21 protein-coding genes are annotated in these 21,232 nt (G+C 69.9%); all 21 read right to left on the reverse strand.

Features of this window, described 5'->3' with window-relative positions; all coding sequences use genetic code 11:
• Nucleotides 1–186: 186 nt before the first annotated feature.
• The gene (locus ACPEH0_RS10145) at nt 187–678 is read right to left on the reverse strand and encodes a methylated-DNA--[protein]-cysteine S-methyltransferase (RefSeq protein WP_366214007.1); all 492 of its coding nucleotides are present in this window, start codon (nt 676–678) and stop codon (nt 187–189) included.
• The gene (locus tag ACPEH0_RS10150) at nt 675–2,180 is read right to left on the reverse strand and encodes an AlkA N-terminal domain-containing protein (protein ID WP_366214006.1); all 1,506 of its coding nucleotides are present in this window, start codon (nt 2,178–2,180) and stop codon (nt 675–677) included. The genes ACPEH0_RS10145 and ACPEH0_RS10150 overlap by 4 nt, the downstream gene beginning before the upstream one ends.
• 68 nt (nt 2,181–2,248) lie before the next feature.
• Nucleotides 2,249–3,928 carry an ABC transporter substrate-binding protein gene (locus tag ACPEH0_RS10155; protein ID WP_366214005.1) on the reverse strand — a complete coding sequence of 560 codons (1,680 nt, stop codon included), beginning with the start codon at nt 3,926–3,928 and terminating at the stop codon, nt 2,249–2,251.
• Nucleotides 3,929–3,935: 7 nt separating this feature from the next.
• Nucleotides 3,936–4,160, reverse strand: a complete 225-nt coding sequence (locus tag ACPEH0_RS10160) for a hypothetical protein (protein ID WP_064001283.1) — start codon at nt 4,158–4,160, stop codon at nt 3,936–3,938.
• 108 nt (nt 4,161–4,268) lie between these two features.
• Entirely contained in the window at nt 4,269–4,559 is a 291-nt protein-coding gene (locus ACPEH0_RS10165) for a WXG100 family type VII secretion target (RefSeq protein WP_231370862.1), read from the reverse strand.
• 150 nt (nt 4,560–4,709) lie between these two features.
• On the reverse strand, nt 4,710–5,270 hold the full coding sequence (locus tag ACPEH0_RS10170; RefSeq protein ID WP_366214004.1) for a GAD-like domain-containing protein: 561 nt from the start codon (nt 5,268–5,270) through the stop codon (nt 4,710–4,712).
• 36 nt (nt 5,271–5,306) lie between these two features.
• Nucleotides 5,307–5,867, reverse strand: coding sequence for a GAD-like domain-containing protein (locus ACPEH0_RS10175; RefSeq protein ID WP_217531595.1), 561 nt, complete (start codon nt 5,865–5,867; stop codon nt 5,307–5,309).
• Nucleotides 5,868–5,949: 82 nt separating this feature from the next.
• Nucleotides 5,950–6,510 carry a GAD-like domain-containing protein gene (locus ACPEH0_RS10180; protein ID WP_217531594.1) on the reverse strand — a complete coding sequence of 187 codons (561 nt, stop codon included), beginning with the start codon at nt 6,508–6,510 and terminating at the stop codon, nt 5,950–5,952.
• Between the two features lie 10 nt (nt 6,511–6,520).
• Nucleotides 6,521–7,150 carry a polymorphic toxin type 15 domain-containing protein gene (locus ACPEH0_RS10185; protein ID WP_217531593.1) on the reverse strand — a complete coding sequence of 210 codons (630 nt, stop codon included), beginning with the start codon at nt 7,148–7,150 and terminating at the stop codon, nt 6,521–6,523.
• Nucleotides 7,151–7,153: 3 nt separating this feature from the next.
• Nucleotides 7,154–7,852 (reverse strand): WXG100 family type VII secretion target, encoded by a 699-nt coding sequence (locus tag ACPEH0_RS10190; protein ID WP_064002398.1) that lies wholly within the window; start codon nt 7,850–7,852, stop codon nt 7,154–7,156.
• Between the two features lie 83 nt (nt 7,853–7,935).
• Nucleotides 7,936–12,534, reverse strand: coding sequence for an FtsK/SpoIIIE domain-containing protein (locus ACPEH0_RS10195; protein WP_366214003.1), 4,599 nt, complete (start codon nt 12,532–12,534; stop codon nt 7,936–7,938).
• A 55-nt stretch (nt 12,535–12,589) separates the two neighbouring features.
• Complete coding sequence (locus ACPEH0_RS10200) at nt 12,590–13,885, reverse strand: RDD family protein (RefSeq protein WP_217531590.1); 1,296 nt, start codon at nt 13,883–13,885, stop codon at nt 12,590–12,592.
• The gene (locus ACPEH0_RS10205) at nt 13,882–14,745 is read right to left on the reverse strand and encodes a hypothetical protein (RefSeq protein WP_217531589.1); all 864 of its coding nucleotides are present in this window, start codon (nt 14,743–14,745) and stop codon (nt 13,882–13,884) included. The genes ACPEH0_RS10200 and ACPEH0_RS10205 overlap by 4 nt, the downstream gene beginning before the upstream one ends.
• Nucleotides 14,746–14,770: 25 nt before the next feature.
• Nucleotides 14,771–15,322 (reverse strand): hypothetical protein, encoded by a 552-nt coding sequence (locus ACPEH0_RS10210; protein WP_366214002.1) that lies wholly within the window; start codon nt 15,320–15,322, stop codon nt 14,771–14,773.
• Nucleotides 15,319–15,921, reverse strand: a complete 603-nt coding sequence (locus ACPEH0_RS10215) for a hypothetical protein (protein ID WP_366214001.1) — start codon at nt 15,919–15,921, stop codon at nt 15,319–15,321. Before ACPEH0_RS10215 ends, ACPEH0_RS10210 begins: the two co-directional genes overlap by 4 nt.
• Nucleotides 15,918–16,538: a hypothetical protein gene (locus ACPEH0_RS10220; RefSeq protein WP_366214000.1), complete on the reverse strand. Its 621-nt coding sequence runs from the start codon at nt 16,536–16,538 to the stop codon at nt 15,918–15,920. The genes ACPEH0_RS10215 and ACPEH0_RS10220 overlap by 4 nt, the downstream gene beginning before the upstream one ends.
• Before the next feature lie 135 nt (nt 16,539–16,673).
• Entirely contained in the window at nt 16,674–17,789 is a 1,116-nt protein-coding gene (locus ACPEH0_RS10225) for a hypothetical protein (protein WP_217531585.1), read from the reverse strand.
• Nucleotides 17,786–18,436, reverse strand: coding sequence for a hypothetical protein (locus tag ACPEH0_RS10230; RefSeq protein ID WP_253034953.1), 651 nt, complete (start codon nt 18,434–18,436; stop codon nt 17,786–17,788). Before ACPEH0_RS10230 ends, ACPEH0_RS10225 begins: the two co-directional genes overlap by 4 nt.
• A gap of 69 nt (nt 18,437–18,505) precedes the next feature.
• Nucleotides 18,506–18,805, reverse strand: coding sequence for a hypothetical protein (locus tag ACPEH0_RS10235; protein WP_359918243.1), 300 nt, complete (start codon nt 18,803–18,805; stop codon nt 18,506–18,508).
• Between the two features lie 2 nt (nt 18,806–18,807).
• On the reverse strand, nt 18,808–19,512 hold the full coding sequence (locus ACPEH0_RS10240; RefSeq protein WP_366213999.1) for a hypothetical protein: 705 nt from the start codon (nt 19,510–19,512) through the stop codon (nt 18,808–18,810).
• A gap of 98 nt (nt 19,513–19,610) precedes the next feature.
• The gene (gene purH, locus ACPEH0_RS10245) at nt 19,611–21,218 is read right to left on the reverse strand and encodes a bifunctional phosphoribosylaminoimidazolecarboxamide formyltransferase/IMP cyclohydrolase (protein ID WP_366213998.1); all 1,608 of its coding nucleotides are present in this window, start codon (nt 21,216–21,218) and stop codon (nt 19,611–19,613) included.
• Nucleotides 21,219–21,232: the final 14 nt, after the last annotated feature.

Here is a 21,232-nt window from a genome sequence, read left to right on the forward strand (position 1 = left end):
CCTCGGTCGTCATCCCCGACGGACGGGGCGTCCGGCGACGAGGAAGGCCGCGGACTTCGTGTAGACGATCTCCGGGGACATGGCTTCCTCCTCGATGGGGCCGGACAGGGCCCCCGCGGCGTGCGGGAGCCCTCCAGGATATCCCTGAGGATTCGCTGTAAGCAAGCGCTTACTCAGATGGATCGATCACTTCGCCGCTTCGCGCTGCAGCAGGCTCTGCTTCACGTGCAGCCCCCACGCGAACCCGCCGAGCGCTCCCCCGGTACGGAGGACCCGGTGGCACGGGACGAACAGCGCCGGCGCGTTGCGCGCGCAGATGGATGCCGCGGCCCGGACCGCGTTCGGCGATCCGAGGTGGGCCGCGAACTCGCGGTACGTGAGCGGCCCCCCGGCCGGGATGCGACGCAGGGCCGCCCACCCGGCGGTCTGCAGGGCGGTGCCGTACTGCATCACGGGCACGTCGTCGATCGCAGTGAGGTCGCCGTCGTAGTACGCGAGCGTCCGCGCCGCCGCCTGCGTCCGCCCCGGCGCGACGTGCGGCGGCACGCGGTCTGCGCGGAGGCGCCCGAGGATGCGCTCGGGGTCGTCCGTCCACCCGGACGACAGCACCCGGCCGTCGTCCTCGAGGATCGTGAACGGGCCGTCGGGGGTGTCGATGGTCTGCAGGATCGCGGTCATGAGGCGGCCTTCCGGGAAGAGGGATCGAGGTCCACGGCACGCCAGGCCTGCGTGACGGGCGCGGCGTACCAGAGGTGCGCCATGAGGTAGCTGCGCCAGGGCGCGACCCGCGCCGACCAGGCGGTCAGGCCTTTCGCGTCCGACGGGATGCCGGCGGCCGCCGCTCCCGCCCGGGCCGCCACGTCTCCGGGTAGCAGGACGTCGGGGTCGCCGAGCACCCGCATGCGCACGTAGTCGGCGGTCCACGGCCCGATCCCCGGGAGGGCGAGCAGGGCGGCGCGCTGTTCGTGGGTGTCGTCGCCGGGTCCGAGCCGGAGCGAGCCGTCGGCGAGGGCCGTCGCCGCGTGGACGATGGCGCGGATGCGCGCGCCCGGTCCCCGCAGCACCTCGGCACCGTGCTCGGCGACGGCCTGCGGCGTCGGGAACAGGACGGCGGGTCCGTGCGGGGTCTCGACGGGCTCGCCGAGGGCGGCGGCGAGGCGGCCCATCACCGTCCGCGCCGACGCGACGCTGATCTGCTGGCCGATCATCGCGCGGATGAGCATCTCGTCCGCGTCGATCGCTGCGGGCAGACGCACGCCGGGCACCCGCGCGACGAGGGGCCGCAGCTCGGGGTGCGCGGCGAGCGCCGCGTCGACGGCGGCGGGGTCGGCGTCGAGGTCGAACAGGCGACGGACGCGGGACAGGAGCGGGGCGAGGTCGCGCAACGAGGCGAGGTCGGCGCGCAGCCGCATCCGTCCCGCGGCATCCTGCCGCACCTCGAACCACGCCGGTCCGCCGTCCAGCCGGATCGTGCGCGCGAACGAGGCCGTCTCACCCACCTCGACACCCGGAATCGCATGGGCGCGCATCCACCCGAACAGGCCGACGGAGTCGAAGGGCTCGCGCACGGGCAGGACGAGGTCGATGCCGCCGGCGGCCGTGGTCCCGCCCCGCCGCCTCGCGCGCAGCTCGGTCGGCGACAGCGCGAAGACCTCGGTCATGGTGTCGTTGAACTGACGGATGCTGCCGAAGCCCGCCGCGAACGCGACGTCGGCCATCGGCAGCTCGGTGTCGACGAGCAGGGTCCGGGCCGTGTGCGCCCGGTGGGCCCGCGCGAGGGCGAGCGGGCCCGCCCCGAGCTCGGCGGCGAGCAGACGCGTGAGGTGGCGTTCCGAGTAGCCGAGACGCCGTGCGAGCCCCGGCACCCCTTCCCGGTCGATGACACCGTCGGCGATCAGGCGCATCGCGCGACCGGCGACGTCGCCGCGGAGGTTCCACTGCGGCGAGCCCGGGGTCGCCTCGGGGAGGCAGCGTTTGCACGCGCGGAAACCGGCCTCGTGCGCGGCGGCGCTCGTCGGGTAGAAGGTGACGTTCGCCGCTTTCGGCGTGCGGGCCGGGCAGCTCGGTCGGCAGTAGATGCCGGTCGAGTGGACGGCGGTGACGAACTGTCCGTCGAACCGCGCGTCTCGCGCGTCGATCGCGCGGTACCGCTCGTCGAAGGTCATCGGCGCGATCGTCATGGCTCCAGCCTGACACGCGCCACCGACACCGACTCGCGGAAATCGGACACGACAGCGGATGCCGCGGTTCAGCCGGCGGGCGTCCACCCTGCGACGTCGGAGAGCAGCGGAGCGTCGTCACCGTCGCGCACCGCGACCCCGGTGACGTCGGGGGCGACGATCGTCACGCGCGGGACGGCGGCGAGCGGCCGTGCGACGGCGGCCTGCACGATCGTCGACTCGATCCGGGCGAGCAGATCCCGCGCGGCGTAGACGTCGACGGTCTGCTGGAGCGTCGAGATCAGCTCGTCGCGTGCGGGGTCGGCCTGGCCGACGAGGCTCGACGATCCGTCGGTGCCCCACTGCTGGGCGATGGCCCGAGGAGTCTGCGGCACGCGGACGCGCCGGATGACGGCATCCCACCCGGGCGCCTTCACGGCGGCGTCGAGGTCGTCCGTGGCGCAGTCGACGACGTCCCATCCAGCCTCGGCGGCCGCCGTCTTCAGAGCGCCGAACGCCCCCTTGGCGAAGCCGTTGCGGGAGTCGTAGAGGACGCACACGCGCGCGTCGTCGCGGACACCCGCCGCCGTCCGGTCCAGGGCGGCGTCGTCGGCCGGCGTGCCGAGCGCCTCGGCGAATCCGGAATCCTCCGTGACGACGTCGAAGGCGCGGGACCCCGGCGCCGTGACCATCGACGTGGTCTTCGGGTACACCTGCGCCCACTCGCCCGCACCGGCGGCGACCATCTCGTCGGCGGGGACGACACGCAGGAAGGCCGCGCGCGCGGCGCGCTCCGTGAAGATCCCGTCGGGGCTGAGGAGCAGCGTCCAGATGGTGCCGTCGTGCGTCGTCTGCACGACGAAGTCCCGTCGCTCGCGTTGACGGACGGCTTCCCGGTCGTCGGGGGTCGGGCTCAGGGAGACGATGTCGAGCGACTCCCCCACCGCCGCGACGGGATCGTCGCCGCGCGGGACGAGCTCGATGTCGGCGAACTTGGGCGCGGCCGCACCGGTGTAGGCCGGGTTGGGCGCCAGCGTGACGCTCGCACCCTCGTCCGCGATGTCGGCGACGACGTAGGGGCCGCTCGAGAGCGCGAGATCGGCGTCGACGGTGTCGCCCGAGACGGTGAAGTCGGTGTTCCAGACCTCCGCGATCGCGGCGAGGGCACCGGCATCCCGCTCGAGGACGGCCCGGATGACCGCCTGCTTCGCCTCCATCGGGTCGTCGAGGTCGAAGGCACGCATGCCGACCGTGTGCGCCGGGGCGTCCGCCGACACCGCGGTCTGCCACGCGATGGTCGGGGCTGCGAACATGACGACGATCGACCGCGCGAACTCGTCGATCCTCGGACGGGGCGCCTCCAGCGCGGCATCCGACGGGCCGTCCTCGGACAGCAGACCCACGAATGCCGCCCATCCGAGGACGAGGTCGGCGGCGTCGAGCGGGATGCCGTCAGACCACGACGGCTCCGCCAGGTCGTAGCGGACCGTGAACGGGTCTTCTTGGAGGATGCGGACCGTGCCGAACGACTCGTCCGGGACGACCTCACCGTCCACGACGCGACCGAAGGACGATCGGGTCACCGCCGCGATGTCGTGGTTGCCCGGCGTCGGATCGACCCGGGCGTTCAGGGATGTCACCGGACCGGCCCAGCCGACGGTGACCGTGCTGTCGGGGACGACGGACGGCGGGAGCGCCGGCGCGCACGCGCTCAACGCCAGGACGGCGACCGCGACAGCAGCGACCGCGGTGCGGCGGGAAGCTCGCATCCGCTGATCAGATGCGGTCGGTGTCGTCGCCGAGCTCCTCGGCCATCTGCCGGTACGGCTCGCTCTCTTCGCTTTCGAGCCAGCTCTTCGCGTACTCGAGCAGCACGGCGGGCGAGTCCTCCGCCTCGGCTGCGCTGGCGAACGGGCCCAGGCAGTCCTCCGACGGGCGCTCGTCGTCGCGCACAACGGACTGGGTGGAGAGGTTGTACCAGTAGGTCTGCGAGGTGGTCATCGTCGCGACACTCCGTTCGTCATCCTGATCCTAATCATCGTGAACACAGGCGACGGGCCGCGATGCGGATCATGAGATCGCATCGCGGCCCGTGAGCGTCTGGAGGGATCAACCGCCGGCGAGCTCGGCGTCCGTGTCGCGGATGCGGTCCGCCATGCGGTCGAGCGCCTGCGCCATGTCGTTGACGGCCTCGGCGGCGTCGTCGAGCGACGTCGTGAGCTCCGAGTACGCGGTCGAGTATGCCTCGGACGCGTTCTCGGTCTTGAAGCCGTCCTGCACCAGGTCGTCGATGATGCCCTGGAGCTCCTTCAGCGTGTCGGTGACGGTCTGACGACCATCGCGCAGGCGCTGCGCCGCGCTCTCCATCTCGCTGTATGTTGCACCAAAATCGTGAGCCATGAACCCGCCTCCCAGCGTGTCGTCGTGGTGCGGGGACCTTGTCCATCCCCCCGCGTCACCGATGCTAGCGAAGGACATCCGAGCCACATATGGGGAGAACTACCCACCTTCCAGGGCCTATATTTCGCCCAGCACGAACGGCCGCGTGGATCAGTGACCGATGGGCCCCTGCAGGTCGACCATGACCTGGATAGCCGACAGCGTCTGACGCTTCTGCAGGGTGTCGACCGTGCCAGGTCCACCCAAGGAAGGAAGGGGAACAAAGATGAACGACTCGTCGAATGCGGGCGCCCCCTGCTCCTGGACCGCCTCAGGGAAGACATCCCACCCGAACTTCTCCGACAAGTAATCCGAGCCGTCCAGCTTCAACAGACCGAGGAAAGTAGCGGCTTTGCCCATGCCCGTACCGCGGTTGCTCCTGAACATGAGTACGACGAGCCCGTTGAGACTCGGCTCCCACGTGATGAGATCTCCCAGCCCGGTCACCATGACCGGGATCGCTATCCCGTCGCCCTGTGTCTTACCGATGCGGTCGCCGAGCTCCGCCTCGTACACGCCGGGGTTGATGACGCGGATGAAGCCTTCCCCGAAAGTGCCGTAACCGTACTCCTCCCAGATCTCGACGATCTCCGCGGGAACCCGGTCACGGTACGCAGCGACCACCTCCGGCTCCACCGGAGCATGCGGGACGAAATCTGCGATCTGAACCATGGTCTCCAACCTAGGGACCAACCCAGGTGCGGCCGATCAGTGACCGATGGGCCCCTGCAGGTCGACCATGACCTGAATAGCCGACAGCGTCTGACGCTTCTGCAGGGTGTCGACCGTGCCCGACCCACCCAACGACGGCAGCGGAACGAAGATGAACGACTCATCGAAGTCGGGCGCGCCCTGCGCCGCAACCGCTTCGGGGAAGACGCCCCAGTTGAACTCCGAGGCCAAATGGTCCGCGCCCAACGCCTCGGTGAGAAGAAGGAATGAATCGACATCCCCCAGGCCGACGCCTCTGTTCTCGCGGAAGATGAGACCCACAAGTCCACCCAGACTGGGCTCCCAGGTGATGAGATCTCCCAGCCCGGTGACCATGACGGGGATCGCCACACCGTCACCCTGGGTCTTGCCGATTCGGTCGTCGAGTTCAGCCTCATAGACCGCGGGATTGATGACGCGGATGAAACCTTGCCCGAACGTGCCGTAGCCGTACTGCTCCCAGACCTCGACCAGCTCCGCGGGAACCCGATCGCGATAGGCAGCCACGACCTCGGGTTCGACAGGTGCATGCTCGACGAAGTCAGCGAACTCGATCATCCCCACAACCTATCGACGATGACGATGGTGGTTTGGTCGCCGACTCGAGCCAGCGGACAGCCTCGACCCGGGGCGGTCGACTTCAGTGGCCGACGGGACCCTGCAGATCGACCATTACTTGAATGGCCGAGATGGTGGGGCGCTTCTGCAGGGTGTCGACCGTGCCAGGTCCGCCCAACGACGGCAGCGGGACGAAGATGAATGACTCGTCGAACTCCACGGCCCCATGACGGGCGACTGCCTCCGGGTAGGGGTCCCACGCGAATTCTTCTTCCAGGTGCTCCGCCCCGTCGAGGCGAGTTAGGCCGAGGAAGGTCTTGGGCGAACCCAGACCCACCGTTTCGAACTTCCGGAAGAGAATCGCAACGAGTGAATCGACGCTCGGCTCCCAGGTGATGAGATCGCCCAGGGCGGTCACCATGACGGGGATCGCGATGCCGTCGCCCTGAGTTTTCCCGATCCGATCACCGAGCTCAGCCTCGAACACTGAAGGGTTGATCACGCGGATGAACCCCTCACCGAACGTGCCGTAGCCGTACTGCTCCCAGATCTCGACGATCTCCGAGGGAACTCGGTCGCGATACGCGGCTATGACTTCCTGCGAGACCGGCGAGTGCGCGACGAAATCTTCGATCTGGACCATGGTTTTCAACCTATCTGAAGGTGACATTCATGTAGACATCGGAGAGGTCCGCCCCCGGATGAGATTGGATGAACCGGACGACGGCGGCGTCGATGTCACCCACGCGAGACCGCCATTGAGACCCCAGCGACGAGTTGATGCGAGCGTCGCCGACACCGGAGATGTCAGTGACGTTGCCCCCCGCGATGCCGTCCAGCCTGTGAGTGGCAGCTTGCGTCGCAAGCCATGATGACGCATTCTCCGCAGCTTCGGATCGGCTCTGGCCCTGCTCACGAAGCTCCAAGATCTTTGCCTTGAGCGCAGCCGCGCGAGCGTTCTCCTGCGCCCGGAGCGAGTCGGGTGTCCGGCCGTTCTGCACGTACTCCGTACGGTTGCGGAGCCAGTCGGACAGCGGCATCTGCTGCAGGGCATCCATCTGCTCGTTGTACTGACGGTCGTACTCGACCGGGTCGTGCTTCTTGTTCCGCTTGAACGGACGCAAGGTGACATCGAACGTGTCGATGTCTTCGACGCCGTCGCGGTTGCGTCGCTGCTTGCCGCGCAAGCCTCGCACCATCTCGCCGAGCTGCCGACCGTGGACCGGGATGTCGTCCAGCGCCCGCAGCATCGGCTTGATGAGTTCGTCTCCGACTCGAGCCATGTGTCAGTCCCCCGTGATGTTCAGTCCGGCGAGGTCGGCCATGAGCCGGTCCATCAACGATTCGATGTCGGCAGCGCGCAGATCGAGCTCCTCCTCGGACTGCTCGAGCGCCTGCAGGTCGGCGTAGAACTCGTCCGGGTTGCCGGCCACGGCCTCGACGACGGGAGCGTTCAGCGCCGCCATGACAACAGCGGGCAATTCATCGGCGAGCGGCTCGATGACCGTCGGCAGGATCTGGTTCAGCGCCTGCTCGATCGCGACGTCGACGGCGGCGTTCAGAAGCTTCTTCTTGATGATGAGCATAGGGCCGGCGCCGACCGCGGTGACGGGGTTCGTGAGCATGCCGACCAGCGCGATCATCGTCGTCGTGACATCGGCGATGACCTTGATCTTGAGCCCCAGCACGACGCCGGCAGCGATGTCCATCCCGGGCGGGACGGGCCCCAGCAGGTCGACGAGCTTCTGCAGATTCTGCGACCGGTTGGTGTTCCACGCCGAGACGAACGCGGGTCCCGCCTGGCCTCGCATCGCCGCGGCCAGGTCGCCGTTCACCTTCCGGTCGATGGCCTGCAGGGAGTCCTCGAGGTCGTCCCGGAAGTGCGAAACGATCTGCGCACCGCGTCGCAGTTCGTCCTCGTCGACGTCGGGCCATTCGAATCCGAGCTTCTCCATCACCCAGATCAGTTCGTTCGGCAGCATCATGCCCACAGCGCATCACCTCCCCAGCGAGAGTAGGCAAGATCGGCCGTGAGGTACATGGGGAGAAGTCCCCGGCTCATCGGGGGTCAGGCACCGAGCGTCGTACCCGCGGCATCCGCCGTCACCGCTTCGCGGGCGGCCGCCCGTGTCGTCGGGGGCGCGACCGTCGGCTGCGGCGGGGGTGCCACATCGGCGACGAGCGGCATCTGCACGGTGACCGAGCGACCCGCCTGCACGAAGATGCCTCGACCGACGGGGAAGTCCGACCGCTTGACCCGACCGAACGGCGTCTTGAAGATCGCCTCGCCGTCGTACGTGTCGGGCTTGAGGACGATGCCCTGACGGCCCGCCTTCCACTCCCCCAGCACACCGATGCTGCCGCTCGCCCGCGAGATCTCGGCGTCGCCGATCAGCATGTGCTCACTGTCGTTCATCGCCTGCAGCAGGGTGCGCATCGGGCGGTCGGCGGGGCCGTCCGACAGGTGCGGCATGTCCTCGATCACGATGAGGATGCGGCCGTCCGAGACATCCCGCGTGATGAGCTCGGCCAGCTCCGTGGCCAACTCCTTCTCGTCGTCGGGACGGGTGGCGCTCTTCACCCACGGACGGAAGTCCTTGAGCTCGGCTCGCCGGCTGCCGAAGTGGTAGAGCTGCACGCCCGGGTCGAAGCGTTCCATCGCGATGACGAGCGACTTGAGGGCGTTGGTGCGACCCGATGCCGGCGGCCCTGAGATCACGAACGAACCGATCGGCTCGAACCCGTGTGCCGAGAGGGTGTCGTCGGCGACGCCGAACACCGGCATCCCGTCGACCCGGGCCGGCATGTCCGTGGCCGGCACCGCCGTCGGAAGGGCGCCGATCTCGGGGAGATCGCGCACGCCCTCCGCGCGGAGCTTGTCGCCGAGGACCCCGAGCGCCTTCGTCTGCTCGACGGCGTTGGAGGTCCCGCCGAGGACGGCGATCTGCGCCTCGTGACCGTCGATGACGGCGCGGCCGGGGACGGACTGCTCGTCGAGCACGTCGCGCGGAGTGCCGAGCAGCATGTACTGCGACGGGTCGCCCATCCGCAGGACGACCTTGCGCGAGATGTTCGAGGCGACGGCGCTCGGGACCGCGTTGCCGCGGTCGGCCGTGAGGACCGTGTGCACCCCGAGCGTGCGCCCCTCGCCGAGGATCCGCATGAAGGTGCGGTAGAACGGGCCGCGACCGGGCGCCACCTCCCAGTCCTTCTTGAACTCGGGGAAGTTGTCGATCAGCAGGATGATGCGCGGGAGGTTGGGGTCCGCGATCTCGCGGTACTCCTGCAGCGTCGCGGCGCTGGCCGCCGAGAACGCCGACGCGCGGCGGTCCATCTCGCCGTCGAGGGTGCGCAGCAGGCGCTGGATGCGCTCGACGTCAGAGCCGTCGACGACCGACCCGACGTGCGGGAGGGCCGACAGCGCGCCGAGCGCGCCGGTCGCGAAGTCGAGGCAGTAAACGTTGACCCGGCCGCGGTCCGGCCGCATGCCCGCCGCCGTGCCGATGGTCTTGAGGACGGTCGACTTGCCCGACCCGGACGTGCCGTACACGACGAGCGATCCGTCGCGGTCGGGGACGAAGAACGCCGGCTCCTGCTGCTGCTTCTCGGGCACGTCCATGAGGGCGATGGGGATGCGGGTGTCGCCCTCGTTCGCAAGGTTCGCGAGGTCGACGAGAGCGGACAGGTCGTCGAGCCAGGGACGGCGGGGGCGCGGCAGACCCGCGACCTCGCACGCGGTCACGAGGTTCGACACGATGCGCCTCTGATCGTTCGGTCCGAGGTCCTCCTCGTGCGAGTCCGACTCGGCGGGGCGGTCGGGCTCCCACTCGGCGGCCGCACCGAAACGCAGCTCGGCGACGCGCACCTCGGCGACCGCGGTGTCCTCCAGACTCGTCCAGCCGCCGGTGTAGGCGGACTGGAACGGCACGAGGCGGCCGGGGCCGGTCTTGGCGATCGCGCGCCCCGGGACCGATGCGGGGAAGCTCGCCGCGACATCGTCGTCCACCACGTCGCGCGAGTCCGCCTCATCCGCCATGCGGAGGGCGATGCGCAGGTTCGTGTTCGCGCGGAGGTTGTCCTTGATGACGCCGGCGGGGCGCTGGGTCGCCATGATGAGGTGGATGCCGAGGGAGCGGCCGCGCTGGGCGATGTCGACGACGCCGTCCACGAACTCGGGCATCTCCGAGGCCAGGGCGGCGAACTCGTCGATCACGAGCACGAGCGACGGCGGGCACTCCGGGTCCTGGCGCTTCTCGAGTTCGAGGAGGTCCTTGGCCTTCTTGCGGTTCAGCAGGTGCTCGCGGTGCTGCAGCTCTGCGCGCAGGCTCGTCAGCGCCCGACGGACGAGGTGCGGGTTGAGGTCGGTGACGAGGCCGACGCAGTGCGGCAGGTCGACGCAGTCGGCGAAGGCCGAGCCGCCCTTGTAGTCGACGAAGAGGAAGGTCACGCGGTCGGGGCTGTGCGCGGCGGCCATGCCGAGCACCCACGCCTGCAGGAACTCGGACTTGCCCGAACCGGTCGTGCCACCCACGAGCGCGTGCGGTCCCTGCGTCCGCAGGTCCAGCGCCATCGCGTCACTCGGCCCTTGCCCGATGATCGCGCGGAGCGTGCCGGCCTTCTTCAGACGGGGCCGCGGCGTCGGCGTGCGGTCGACGATCGTGTTGTTCTGCTGCCAGCGCTCGATCGCCGCGTGCGGGTTCTCGGCGATCGCGGGGTCGATGAGCTGCAGGAAGTTGACCGAGTTGGGGATGTCGGACGCGTCGTGCACGACCGTGCTGGCATCCACCACCGGCGACAGGCGTCGCGCGAACATCTCCATGTAGGCGTTCGAGACCCCCTCGACGGCGACGTGCTCGAAGGCCTCGCCGTTGCGGACGAGACCGACCCGCGCATCGGCGAGGTCGTTCCGCAGCTCGATGAAGCTGCGGCAGACAGCGGGCAGCGACTCGACCGTCTCGGAGATGAACACGGCGTGGACACCGTGGTCGGCGCCCCGCTCGAGGACGTCGGTGAGGCGCCCGCGGTCGACCGGCGCATCGCCGGTGACGAAGACGACCACCGAGATCGGGGGTGTGCGGACGCGGTCCTCGGCGGCACGAGCGACATCCGTCCCGTAGAGGAGGGGATTCCAGTCGTCCTTGAACGGGCCACGGGGCTCACCCTCGCGGCCACCGGCCGAGGCGCGACGGACGTACTCCTCGAGCGAGTTGAGCAGGCCCGCGGCACTCGGCGCGGAATCGGCCAGCGGCGCCGAGCGGAACGGGCTGCGCTCGGCGGTCGTGTGCGGAAGCCACTTGAGCCACTCGAGCTCGGGCGTCCAGGACGAGTCCGAGAAGGCGACGGTCACGACGTCGTTGGGCGCGTGCAGGCCGAACACCTGCACGGCCACGCCGCGCATCGCATCGGCCACGAGCGCGCGCGGACCGGCGATGCCGATCGAACCGGAGGTGGGGAACGTCTCGAAGACGGGGACGTCGTCGACCATCTCGTAGCGCAGCCGCAACCGATCGACGCGGTCGATGTACTCGGGCAGCCCGTCGGGCGTCTCGGCGTCGTCGATCCCGTTGCGCGCGGGGAGCGAACAGGTCCCGAGTCGCAGGGCGAGGAAGTTCCAGTGCTCGGGACGTCGGGTCCACAGCAGCGGACCGAGCCGCATCGCCTCTTCGAAGACGTCGGCGACCGCCGGCGCCTCGGCGTTGCGAGCCGCCTCCTCCTCGGGCTTGCCGCGGAAGAAGTCCTCCTCCAGTTGCTCGAACTGCCGCTCGAAGAGCAGTCGCTCGTGGTCCTCGATCTTGCGACTCTGGACCGACTGGTTGATGAGGTTTCCGAACGCCATGAGCGGTGTCATGACGATCAGCAGGAGCGAGCGGGGATTGCCGTTGAGCGCGAACAGCGCAGCACCCATGAGGATCGGGGCGACCATGATCGGCCAGGGGAAGATCTTGCCGATCTTCTCGGTGGGCAGGCGCGGCGGCTTGAAGCGCGTGCCCGGGTAACGGACCTCGACGCGCGGACTGCGATTGAACAGCAGCCCGCCGCCACGCTCGATGATCGGGTCGTCGGCGGCGGCACCGTCCCACGCGTTCGTGAGGTAGACGACGAGCGTCGTCGCGCCGATGACGAAGGGCCGACCGTCCTCGACGCGCACACGCTGCACTTCGACGCCGTCGACGAGGACGCCGTTGGCGGAGTTCAGGTCGACGACCTCGGCGTGCGCACCGACCTCGAGTCGCGCGTGGCGCTTCGAGACCATGGGGTCGGTGAGCACGACGTCGTTGCTCGGGTCGCGCCCGATGGTCACGTGACCTGCCGACAGGGCGAACTCCTGTCCGGCGAGCGGCCCGGCGGTGGCCCGCAGGATGCCCACGGTCTCGCCGCGTCCGGCGCGGATGTATCCGGCGCCGTAGTTGACGATGGATGCCGCGAACCCCGACCCGAGGGGCGCTTCGCCGATCGGCAGGTCGTGGGGCAGTTCGACGGCGCGGGACGCGGTCGGCGGCGCGACCGACAGGGTGAGGACGTCGTCCTCGGCGAAAGTGGTCGACCGGGCGGGATCGGATGCTGCGATGTACCGCGCAACGTCGCCGACGGTCGCGGTGGAGTCGGCTGTCACGACGATGTCGACGGGGTCGTTGTCGTGCCGGTGCAGGGTGAGCTTCAGCCGCATTGCTCTTCTCCGAGGGGGTGGGGACGCGTCGGGCGGACGGGTGCGGGCGGGACGATCACAGTGCGACGACCTCGGCGAGGCGGTCTCCGAGGCGGACGGTGTCGCCGACGGCCGCGGCGAGTGCCACCCCGGCGACGGCCGCTGTCTCGACGCCCGCACGGACGACCGCGCTGCCGTTGGTGGACCCGCGATCGACGACCTCGAGCCCGTGGGCGGTGGGCGTCAGAATCGCGTGGGTCTTCGAGAGGGAACGGCTCTCGTCGAGCAGGCGGTGCGGCTCGGCACCCGGTGCACTCGCCGCGTCGGGATCGCGACCGATCAGGAGCGGCCCGGTGACGGCGACCGTCTCCCCCGTGTCGAAGCGCAGGCCCCACCGGGGCGACGGCGCGGGCTCGGGCGCGGGCTCGGGTGCGGGCGCGGGCGCGGGCGCGGCTTCGCGGGCCGGTGCGGGCACGAGCTCGGGTGCGGATGCGGGCGCGGCTTCGCGGGCCGGTGCCGGCGTCGGCGCGGGCGCGACGCGGGGGGTCGCGAGGCCGGGGGCGGCGTCGATGACCCCCGGAGCGGCCGACGCCGCGGCATCCTCCGTCGCCGCAGGGCGGCCGTCGGGTCCGCGGTTCACGCCGAGGACCCCCGCGCTGATGCGGTTGCCGGGACGGTAGTCCGGACGCGCGCCGGGCCGGGTGGGAGTGGCGAGCGACGGGCGCTCCGGGCGTTCGGGGACAGGCTCCGCCTTGACGGTCTTCCGGGCGATCCGCATCCGCTTCTCGTCATACGGGTTGAGGCCGCGGCGGATGTCGACCAACCACATCCGCGCGGCACGGTCGTGCAGCCCGCGGCCCCGCTCCTGCGGGTCGAAGGTGGGTGAAGCGAGGATGACCGCGGTGCCGATGACCGGGATGACGCCGGCGAGGCCGACGATGAGCGCACGGAGCAGGACGGCTCCGGCGCCGGGCTTCTCGAGCGTGCGGACGTTGATGCTCCGGAGCCCCGTGAACCCCTTGCCGATCGTCAGTCCGCGCCGCGCCTGCAGGACCCACTGCACGATGAGGAAGGCGAGCGAGAGCGCCACGGTGATACTCGCCATCACGACGGCCAGCACGAAGCCGGGGTGGTTGACGAGTCCATAGGGCGAGATCGCCCCGGTCGCGAGCTTCAGCAGCAGCGGGACGGCCCCGAGCCACAGCGGCAGCTGCAGGAGGGCCCAGATGAGGATGTCGAGGAGGAAGGCGAGGGATCGACGACCGAACGGTGCACGGACGAGGCCCAGGGCGGCCGCGTACGCGGGGTCGGGCCGACCCATCGCGTCGACGCCGTCCGGCCGGTCCTCCGGCTGATCGATCTCCCAGATCATGCCGTCGGTGCTGCGGGCTGATCGCCGGGCACGAAGTAGCGCGCGGGTGAGAGCCCGGTGCGCACGACCGCGTCACCGGCGGCGTCGAGGAACTGGGTCAGCGTCGCGACGCTGAGGGTCCCCGACGGGTCGGCGATGATGACATTGTCGACCACCGGCAGAAGCGTCGCGGTGCCCTGCGGCCACGTCGCGAACGTCGTGGTCACCCCCGACTCCAGCACCCGGATCTTCGCGGGCGCGATGTGCACGTCGGGGCGCTGGAGGGCGACGGTCTGCACGTCGTACGCGCGCACCGAGAACAACCGCAGCACGCGCTCGAACCGCATCGCCAGCTCCGGCACTCGCTCCCGCCACGGGAACGGCGCCCACCCCTCGTCGGCCCGCACCATCGGGTGCGCGCTCACCAGGGGCCGGTCCGCGTCGAACAGCTCCTCCGCGACGTCCAGCGTCCGCGCGATGGCGGCCTGATCCTCCGCACCCACGATGACCACTCGATCACGGGCGTACGGGAACACCACCGGGTCGCCGGAGAGCTCGAGCCCCGCCACCCGCGACGGCTCGAGCAGCACCGCAGCGGCGAGCGCCTCGTCCTCGATGACCACCGCCCTCTCCACCGCGGAGGGGAGCTCACCGACGAGCGAGACCGCAGCGCGCAGGGCGTCCCGGAACCCGGCATCCGCCCCCTCCGTCTCCCCCTGAGTGACGGCGGAGCCCCGATCACGGTGATCGAGCCCGACGAAGACCTCACCGCCGACGTACTCGACCCGCGGGTGCGCGGGTCCCGGAGCCGTCTGCGCGAGCACTCCCAGCTCGCTCGCACCATAGATACGCACGGTCACATCCGTCGCGATCGCACTCATCGGTTCAGCCCTCTCATCAGCGTTCTCACAGACTAAGTCCTCGGTCATCGGCGCTGAGCGCGTCGACGTCTCCCCACGACCACCGAAGGTCGGGGACGTCCTGGCTCGGGCCGGGCGACCGGTGGAACACCCGCCCGTCGGGAACGAGGTGCAGGGCGAGGGATAGCGTCGCCTCCGGGGACCCGTCCCCGGCTCGCACGAGCGCCACGCCGACCCCGTCCGGATAGATCCAATACCGGACCCGAGTGGCACCGACAGCGCGCAGCGCCGCCGTGTAATCGCCGATCGCGTCGTCGCGCTCGGCGTCGAGGTCCAGCAGCGACCAGTTGCCCGCGCGATACAGGCACGCTGCGCTCAACGAATGCCAGAGTTCCTCGGCGTCCGCAGGTGTTCCCGCGGAATGCCACTCCGCCAGCGGCACGATCCGCGCCTCGCCACGGACCAACACGGGCACAGCCCCCTCGATCAGACCGTCATGCGTCGCCTCTATCGCTCCTGCCGGCGCTGCGTACGCGCTCACCAGCGCGCGCCGCGCCTCCTCGGAGAGGATCGTCGATTGCCGGGTCGCGGCTGTCATCGGTCGCCCCCACGAGCGCCCGTCGCCGGCGACCACGTCAGGTCCACGGGCGGGATCCTGCGCGTCGGCCGGGTCGTCGACAGCCATCCGAGGGGGACGATGTGGACGGCACTGGCCGACGCGGGCGCCGGGAGCGGCTCGCCGTGCACGACGAGGACGATCGCCCTGTCGCCGGAGCCCCACCAGTCGGCGCGGCGGACCCCGTGGCGCTCCAACGCCCGCACATACGCGTTGGAGGGCGCGTCGCCCGGCTCCACGGCCAGGGCGGCGCCGTGACGGTACTCGCAAGCGCTGCGGATGCTCCGCCACAGTTCGCTGGCGCGCTCGCGCACGGCCGCGCGAATCTCGTCGCTCGCCGGGGGCTCCCACGAGAGCGGCACGATCGACACGTCGCCGCGGCGGAGGAGCGGCGTCCCCGGGATCAGCTCGCCGTCAGGCTCGTCGCCGCGGGCATCGAGGAGCCGCGCTTCGATCTCTTCCACGATGCGGCCGCCTCTGACGAGGGCGCCCTCGCCGTCGTCCGAGCGGACGTCGGCCGCGTCGATCACGTGACCCGTGAGCCAGGGCTCTCCCGACACGGTGGCGTCGGGCTGAGTCATGAGTTCAGGTCCAACCTCTGCGCCCTGCCCGGCCACAAGCCCGGATTGTAGTCGCCGTCGAGGTTGCGCCCCACGCCCGCCGCCGAGGAGGGGATGTCGATGACCGCTTCAGGGATGCCGGTGGGCAGATACCCGCCGGGGATCCAGTGCTCGTTCGCGCCCGCCTCGTTGCCGGACGGCATCCGGAGGTTCGTCAACTCAGAGGGGTCGAAATGGCGCACTTCGAGGGGCAGCGGATTGCCGTTGTCGTCGAAGAACCAGCTGCGCTCCATGCCGAGCTGATCGGCGATGATGTTCACGTCGCCGTCGGCGTTGCGGATGATCTCGTCGAGCTCGGACGTCGGGAAGACGAAGGTCGAGCCGTCCCGTTGCCCGGGGCCGTACGTGTGCAGCGTGTCGGAGAAGTAGATCCTGCTGGCGCCGTCGTCGAAACGCGCCAGGTGCTGGGAGATGTAGTCGGCATCGAGGTAGTCGCCGGGGTCGGGCGCGTCGCCCTTCCAGCTCACGACGGCGTCCGGCGTCCAGTGCGTGTCGGTGCGCCACGCACCGCTCACGTTGTCGAGCGCAGTGACCTGCGAGCGGTTCAGGTCCTGGCGCTGACTGTGCTTACGGAACATGTCCGCGAGTTGACGCACATGGACGGGAACGCCGTCCAGCGAGTTCTTCAACGGTCTGATGACCTCACCGATGCCCATGATGCCCCTCCCCGGTCAGGGTAGCCACGACGATCGCCGGCCACCCAGGTCTTGCTTTCAGGCCGTCCATGGCTCAATGTCCGCCCTCGACCATTGCAGGTCGGCGGGCGCACGTCCGGACGTCGTCGCACTGCGCCCCGACACCCAGCGCGCCGGCACGAGGTGCACCGCGAGCGCCAGATCGCCTGCCTCCGGATCTCCGGAGCGGACGAGGACGACGCCGGTCTCGTTCAGGACCCACCATCGTGCGTCGCGGACGTCCGCCGCACGCAGCGCCGCCGCGTAGGCGGCCACCGGTCCGTCGCCGCGTCCGTCGAGCGGCAGATCGATCGGTCGCCCGGCGGCGTACTCGAAGGCGCCGGCGAGCCCCGCTGCACGATCGTCGACGCGTCGACGCTCCTCCGCGGCATCCCGCCCGGATGCGCGCGGCGCGGTGCCCTGCAGCATCACCGGCACGATCCTGGCCGCGTCCCGCTCGATCACCGGCACCGCCGAGGGCACCGGCTCGAAACGGGTGAGCGCTGTGACCGCGTCGAGGACGGTGGTATCGGATGCCGGCAGAATCCAGCCGCCTTGCTCGGAGGCGGAACCGCCGGCGGCGATCTCCGCACGCGCGTACGCCTCGGCCGCGTCGATCGCATCCAGGTCGAACCGGGCGAACTCGGGCGGAGCGGATGCCGCGGTGACCGGCCCCCAGTCGCCGAAGGCCGGGACGTCGAGCCACCGCAGTTCCTGCGGCGCGCTGATCTCGGTGACGAGGTCCTCATCGATCGGAGAGGAGCGCTCGATGTGGACGACGCCGTCCGCGTACCAGCGGTGCTCGACTCGCAGCAGCTGGGAGTACGGTACGCGCCGCCCCGGATCGCCCTCGGGATAGAACAGATCGACCGCACTCCGACGCAGCAGGCGCCCGTCGGTCTCCTCCCACCCGACCCGGCGGATCGGCGTCTTCGTCGGTGCGTAGAACGTGACCGAGAACCGGTGGCGGCGTACAGACACATCGAGGAACCACGTCGGCGGGGTCGACGCCGCGACCACGCTCAGTCCCTTGCCGTCCTCGTACCGGCGGCGGGCATCGTCGTCGGTCAGATACGGGTTCTCGCCGAGGGCCTCGAGCCGGTGGATCTCGAATCGCTCCGGGTATCGGACCGCGCCCGCGTCGCCGAGGGTCACAGTCGGAAGGGCGTGTACGAGCCCCACGTCCCGCCGGCCGACGGGTCACCGCGACCGGCATCGGGATGCGTGTTCAGCACGGCCTCGGGGATCCCTTCGGGCAGATAGCCGCCGGGGATCCACGCCTCGTTCGCGCCGGCTTCGTTACCCCGCGGCATCCGGAGGTTCCCGTTGACGATCTCCTCGTAGCTGAAGTCGGCCCGCGTGATGTCGACGGCGTTGCCGTTGGCATCGACGAAGAAGTTCTCCCCCAAGCCGAGCATGACGCCGAGCTTCTTCGGGTCACCGTCGGCCTGCTGGATGATGTTGTCGATCTCGGAGGTCGGAAACACGAACGTCGTGCCCTGATTGCCGGGCCCGTAACGGTCCAGGCTCTCGCTGCGGTAGAACCGAGTCGCGCCACCTTCGAACCGCTGCAGGTGCTGCTGGATGTAGTCGGCGTCGAGGTATTCCGCCGGGTAGGGCCGATTCGGCTTCCCCGATCCGACGACGCGGTCCGGCGTGTGCCAGGAGTCCTTCTTCCAGCCGTCGCGGAGGGGCTGGGGCACGTCTGTCGCGTCGAGGTCCGTCACCCGGTTCGTGCTCTGATTCTGCTTCTGCCCGTGCTTGCGGAACATCTGCGCGAGTTGACGGACGTGGACAGGCATCCCCTCGAGCGAATTCATCATGGGTCGAACGACCTCGCTACCGATCCTCATGACTCACCTCACTCCCTTTCATCGCCAGTTGTACGTGTAGGCCCAGGCCAGCGCATCCAGGGCGCCCGACGAGAGTTCCGGATGCCGCGCCACCATCTGCGCCCGCGCTCGGCGACCCGCCGTGGGGAGGTCGTCGCGGGTCCAATCGGGAGCGATGGCGAGACACTCGGTCACTGCCGCCTGGGCGCGATCCTCGAGGGGCGAGACCCCGCCCGGGGTCTCCTGCGCGCGAGAGCGAGGGTGCGATGACGTCCCCCAGCCCAGCAGAGCGACGATGGCGGCGCTCAGATCGTCGTCGGTGACCACGGCGTCCCGCACGGTCAATCGCCCCCGATGTTCAGGCCGGCGAGGTCGGACATGAGCCTCTCCGTGAGGGTTTCGACGTCGGCGGCGTGCTGTTCCATCTCGCCCTGCGCCTGCTCGAGAGCCTGCAGGTCGGCGTAGAACTCGTCGGGGTCGCCCGCGACAGCCTCGACGATGGGCGAGTCGAGGGCGGCCATGATGACACCGGGCAGCTCGTTCGCGAGCGGTTCGATGACCATGGGGAGGACCTGGTTCAGCACCTGCTCGACAGCCATGTCGACGGCAGCGTTGAGCAGCTTCTTCTTGATGATGAGCATCGGGCCGGCCCCGGCGGCGGTGATCGGGTTCGTCAGCATCGCGACGAGCGCGATCATCGTCGAGGTGACGTCGGCGATGACCTTGATCTTGAGCGCGGTGACGGCACCGGCGGCGATGTCCACCCCGGTCGGCACGGGCCCGAGGATGTCGAGCAGCTTCTGCAGGTTCTGGGCGCGGTTCGCGTTCCAGGCCCCGACGTACGCCGGGCCCGCCTGGCCGCGCAGCGCCACGGCGAGCTCGGTGTTGACCTTGCGGTCCATCGCCTGCAGCTTGCCCTCGAGTTCCGTGCGGAACACCTCGATGATCTGGCCGCCGCGGCGGAGTTCGTCCTCATCGATGTCAGGCCAGTCGAAGCCGAGCTTCTCCATCACCCAGATGAGCTCGTTCGGCAGCATCATTCCCATGGCGGAACCTCCCGCGACGACATTAGGCGAACGACGGGACCGATTTCGATGGGGAGAACTCCCCCGGCTCCGACCCGCTAGTATCCGCCGCCACCTGTTCAGTGGAAGAAGTGACGCTCCCCGGTGAAGTACATCGTCACGCCCGCGGCCTGAGCGGCGTCGATGACCTCCTGGTCGCGCACGGACCCGCCCGGCTGGATGATCGTCGTGATCCCGGCGTCCAGGAGCACCTGGGGACCGTCGGCGAACGGGAAGAACGCGTCGGACGCGGCGACCGAGCCGGCTGCGCGGTCGCCCGCGCGCTCCACCGCGAGACGGCAGGAGTCGACGCGATTGACCTGCCCCATGCCGATGCCGACCGTAGCGGAGTTCTTGGCCAGCACGATGGCGTTCGACTTCACGGCACGGCAGCTCTTCCACGCGAACGACAGGTTCTCGAGCTGGTCGTCTGCGGGCCGCTCACCCGAGACGAGCTGCCAGCTGTCCACGAGCGACTCGATCTCGTTCGGGAACCGGTCGGCGTCCTGCAGGAGGAGGCCACCCGAGACCAGACGCACGTCCATGGGCTCCTGGCGCCAGTCGGCGGGCAGCTGCAGGACACGCAGGTTCTTCTTCAGCTTGAAGACCTCGAGCGCCTCGGGCTCGAAGTCGGGGGCGACGATGACCTCGGTGAAGATGTCGCGCAGGTTCTCCGCCATCTTGAGCGTCACGGTGCGGTTGGCGGCGATGACGCCGCCGAACGCCGACACGGGGTCGCACTCGTGCGCGCGCAGGTGCGCCGATGCGATCGGGTCGAGCGCCTGCGGGGCGCCGATCGCGATGCCGCACGGGTTCGCGTGCTTGATGATGGCGACGGTCGGCTTGATCAGGTCGAACGCGGCGCGGAGCGCGGCATCGGCGTCGACGTAGTTGTTGTACGACATCTCCTTGCCCTGCAGCTGCGTCGCCTGCGCGATGCCGTGCCCGCCGACGCGGGTGTAGATCGCCGCGCGCTGGTGCGAGTTCTCGCCGTAACGCAGCGTCGCGAGACGCTCGGCCTTGATCGTGAGGTGCTGCGGCAGGTCGCCCTCGCCCTCGAGGGTCTCCTCCGCGAACCAGGTCGCGACGGCGCGGTCGTAGGCGGCGGTGTGCGCGAAGGCGCGGGCGGCGAGCTCCCGCCGCTGCGCGAGGGTCGTCCCGCCCTGCCCGAGCGCGTCGATGATCGCCGGGTAGGACTCCGGCGAGACCGCGATCGCGACGTTGGCGAAGTTCTTGGCCGATGCGCGCACCATGGCCGGTCCGCCGATGTCGATCTGCTCGACGACCGCGTCGCCCTCCGCCCCGGAGGCGACGGTCTCGACGAACGGGTACAGGTTCACGACGACGAGCTCGAAGGGGAGGATGCCGAGTTCGCCCAGCTGGGTCTCGTGATCCTCCAGCCGCAGGTCGGCGAGGAGGCCTGCGTGCACGCTCGGGTGCAGCGTCTTCACGCGTCCGCCGAGCGACTCGGGGAAGCCGGTGATCTCGGACACGTCCTTCACGGAGATGCCGTTCTCGCGCAGCAGTGCGGCGGATCCGCCGGTCGAGACGATCTCGACGTCCGCGGCGGCGAGCGCCTGCGCGAGCTCGAGGAGCCCTGTTTTGTCGCTCACCGACACGAGCGCCCGGCGCACCGGCACGACGTCGCGGTCGCGGTAGAGGGAGGGATCGATCTGCGGTCCGGCCATGCGGGAACTCCTCG

Origin of the sequence: Microbacterium sp. NPDC079356 (genome assembly GCF_049545465.1) — a bacterium.
GTDB classification, from domain to species: Bacteria; Actinomycetota; Actinomycetes; order Actinomycetales; family Microbacteriaceae; genus Microbacterium; species Microbacterium gawkjiense.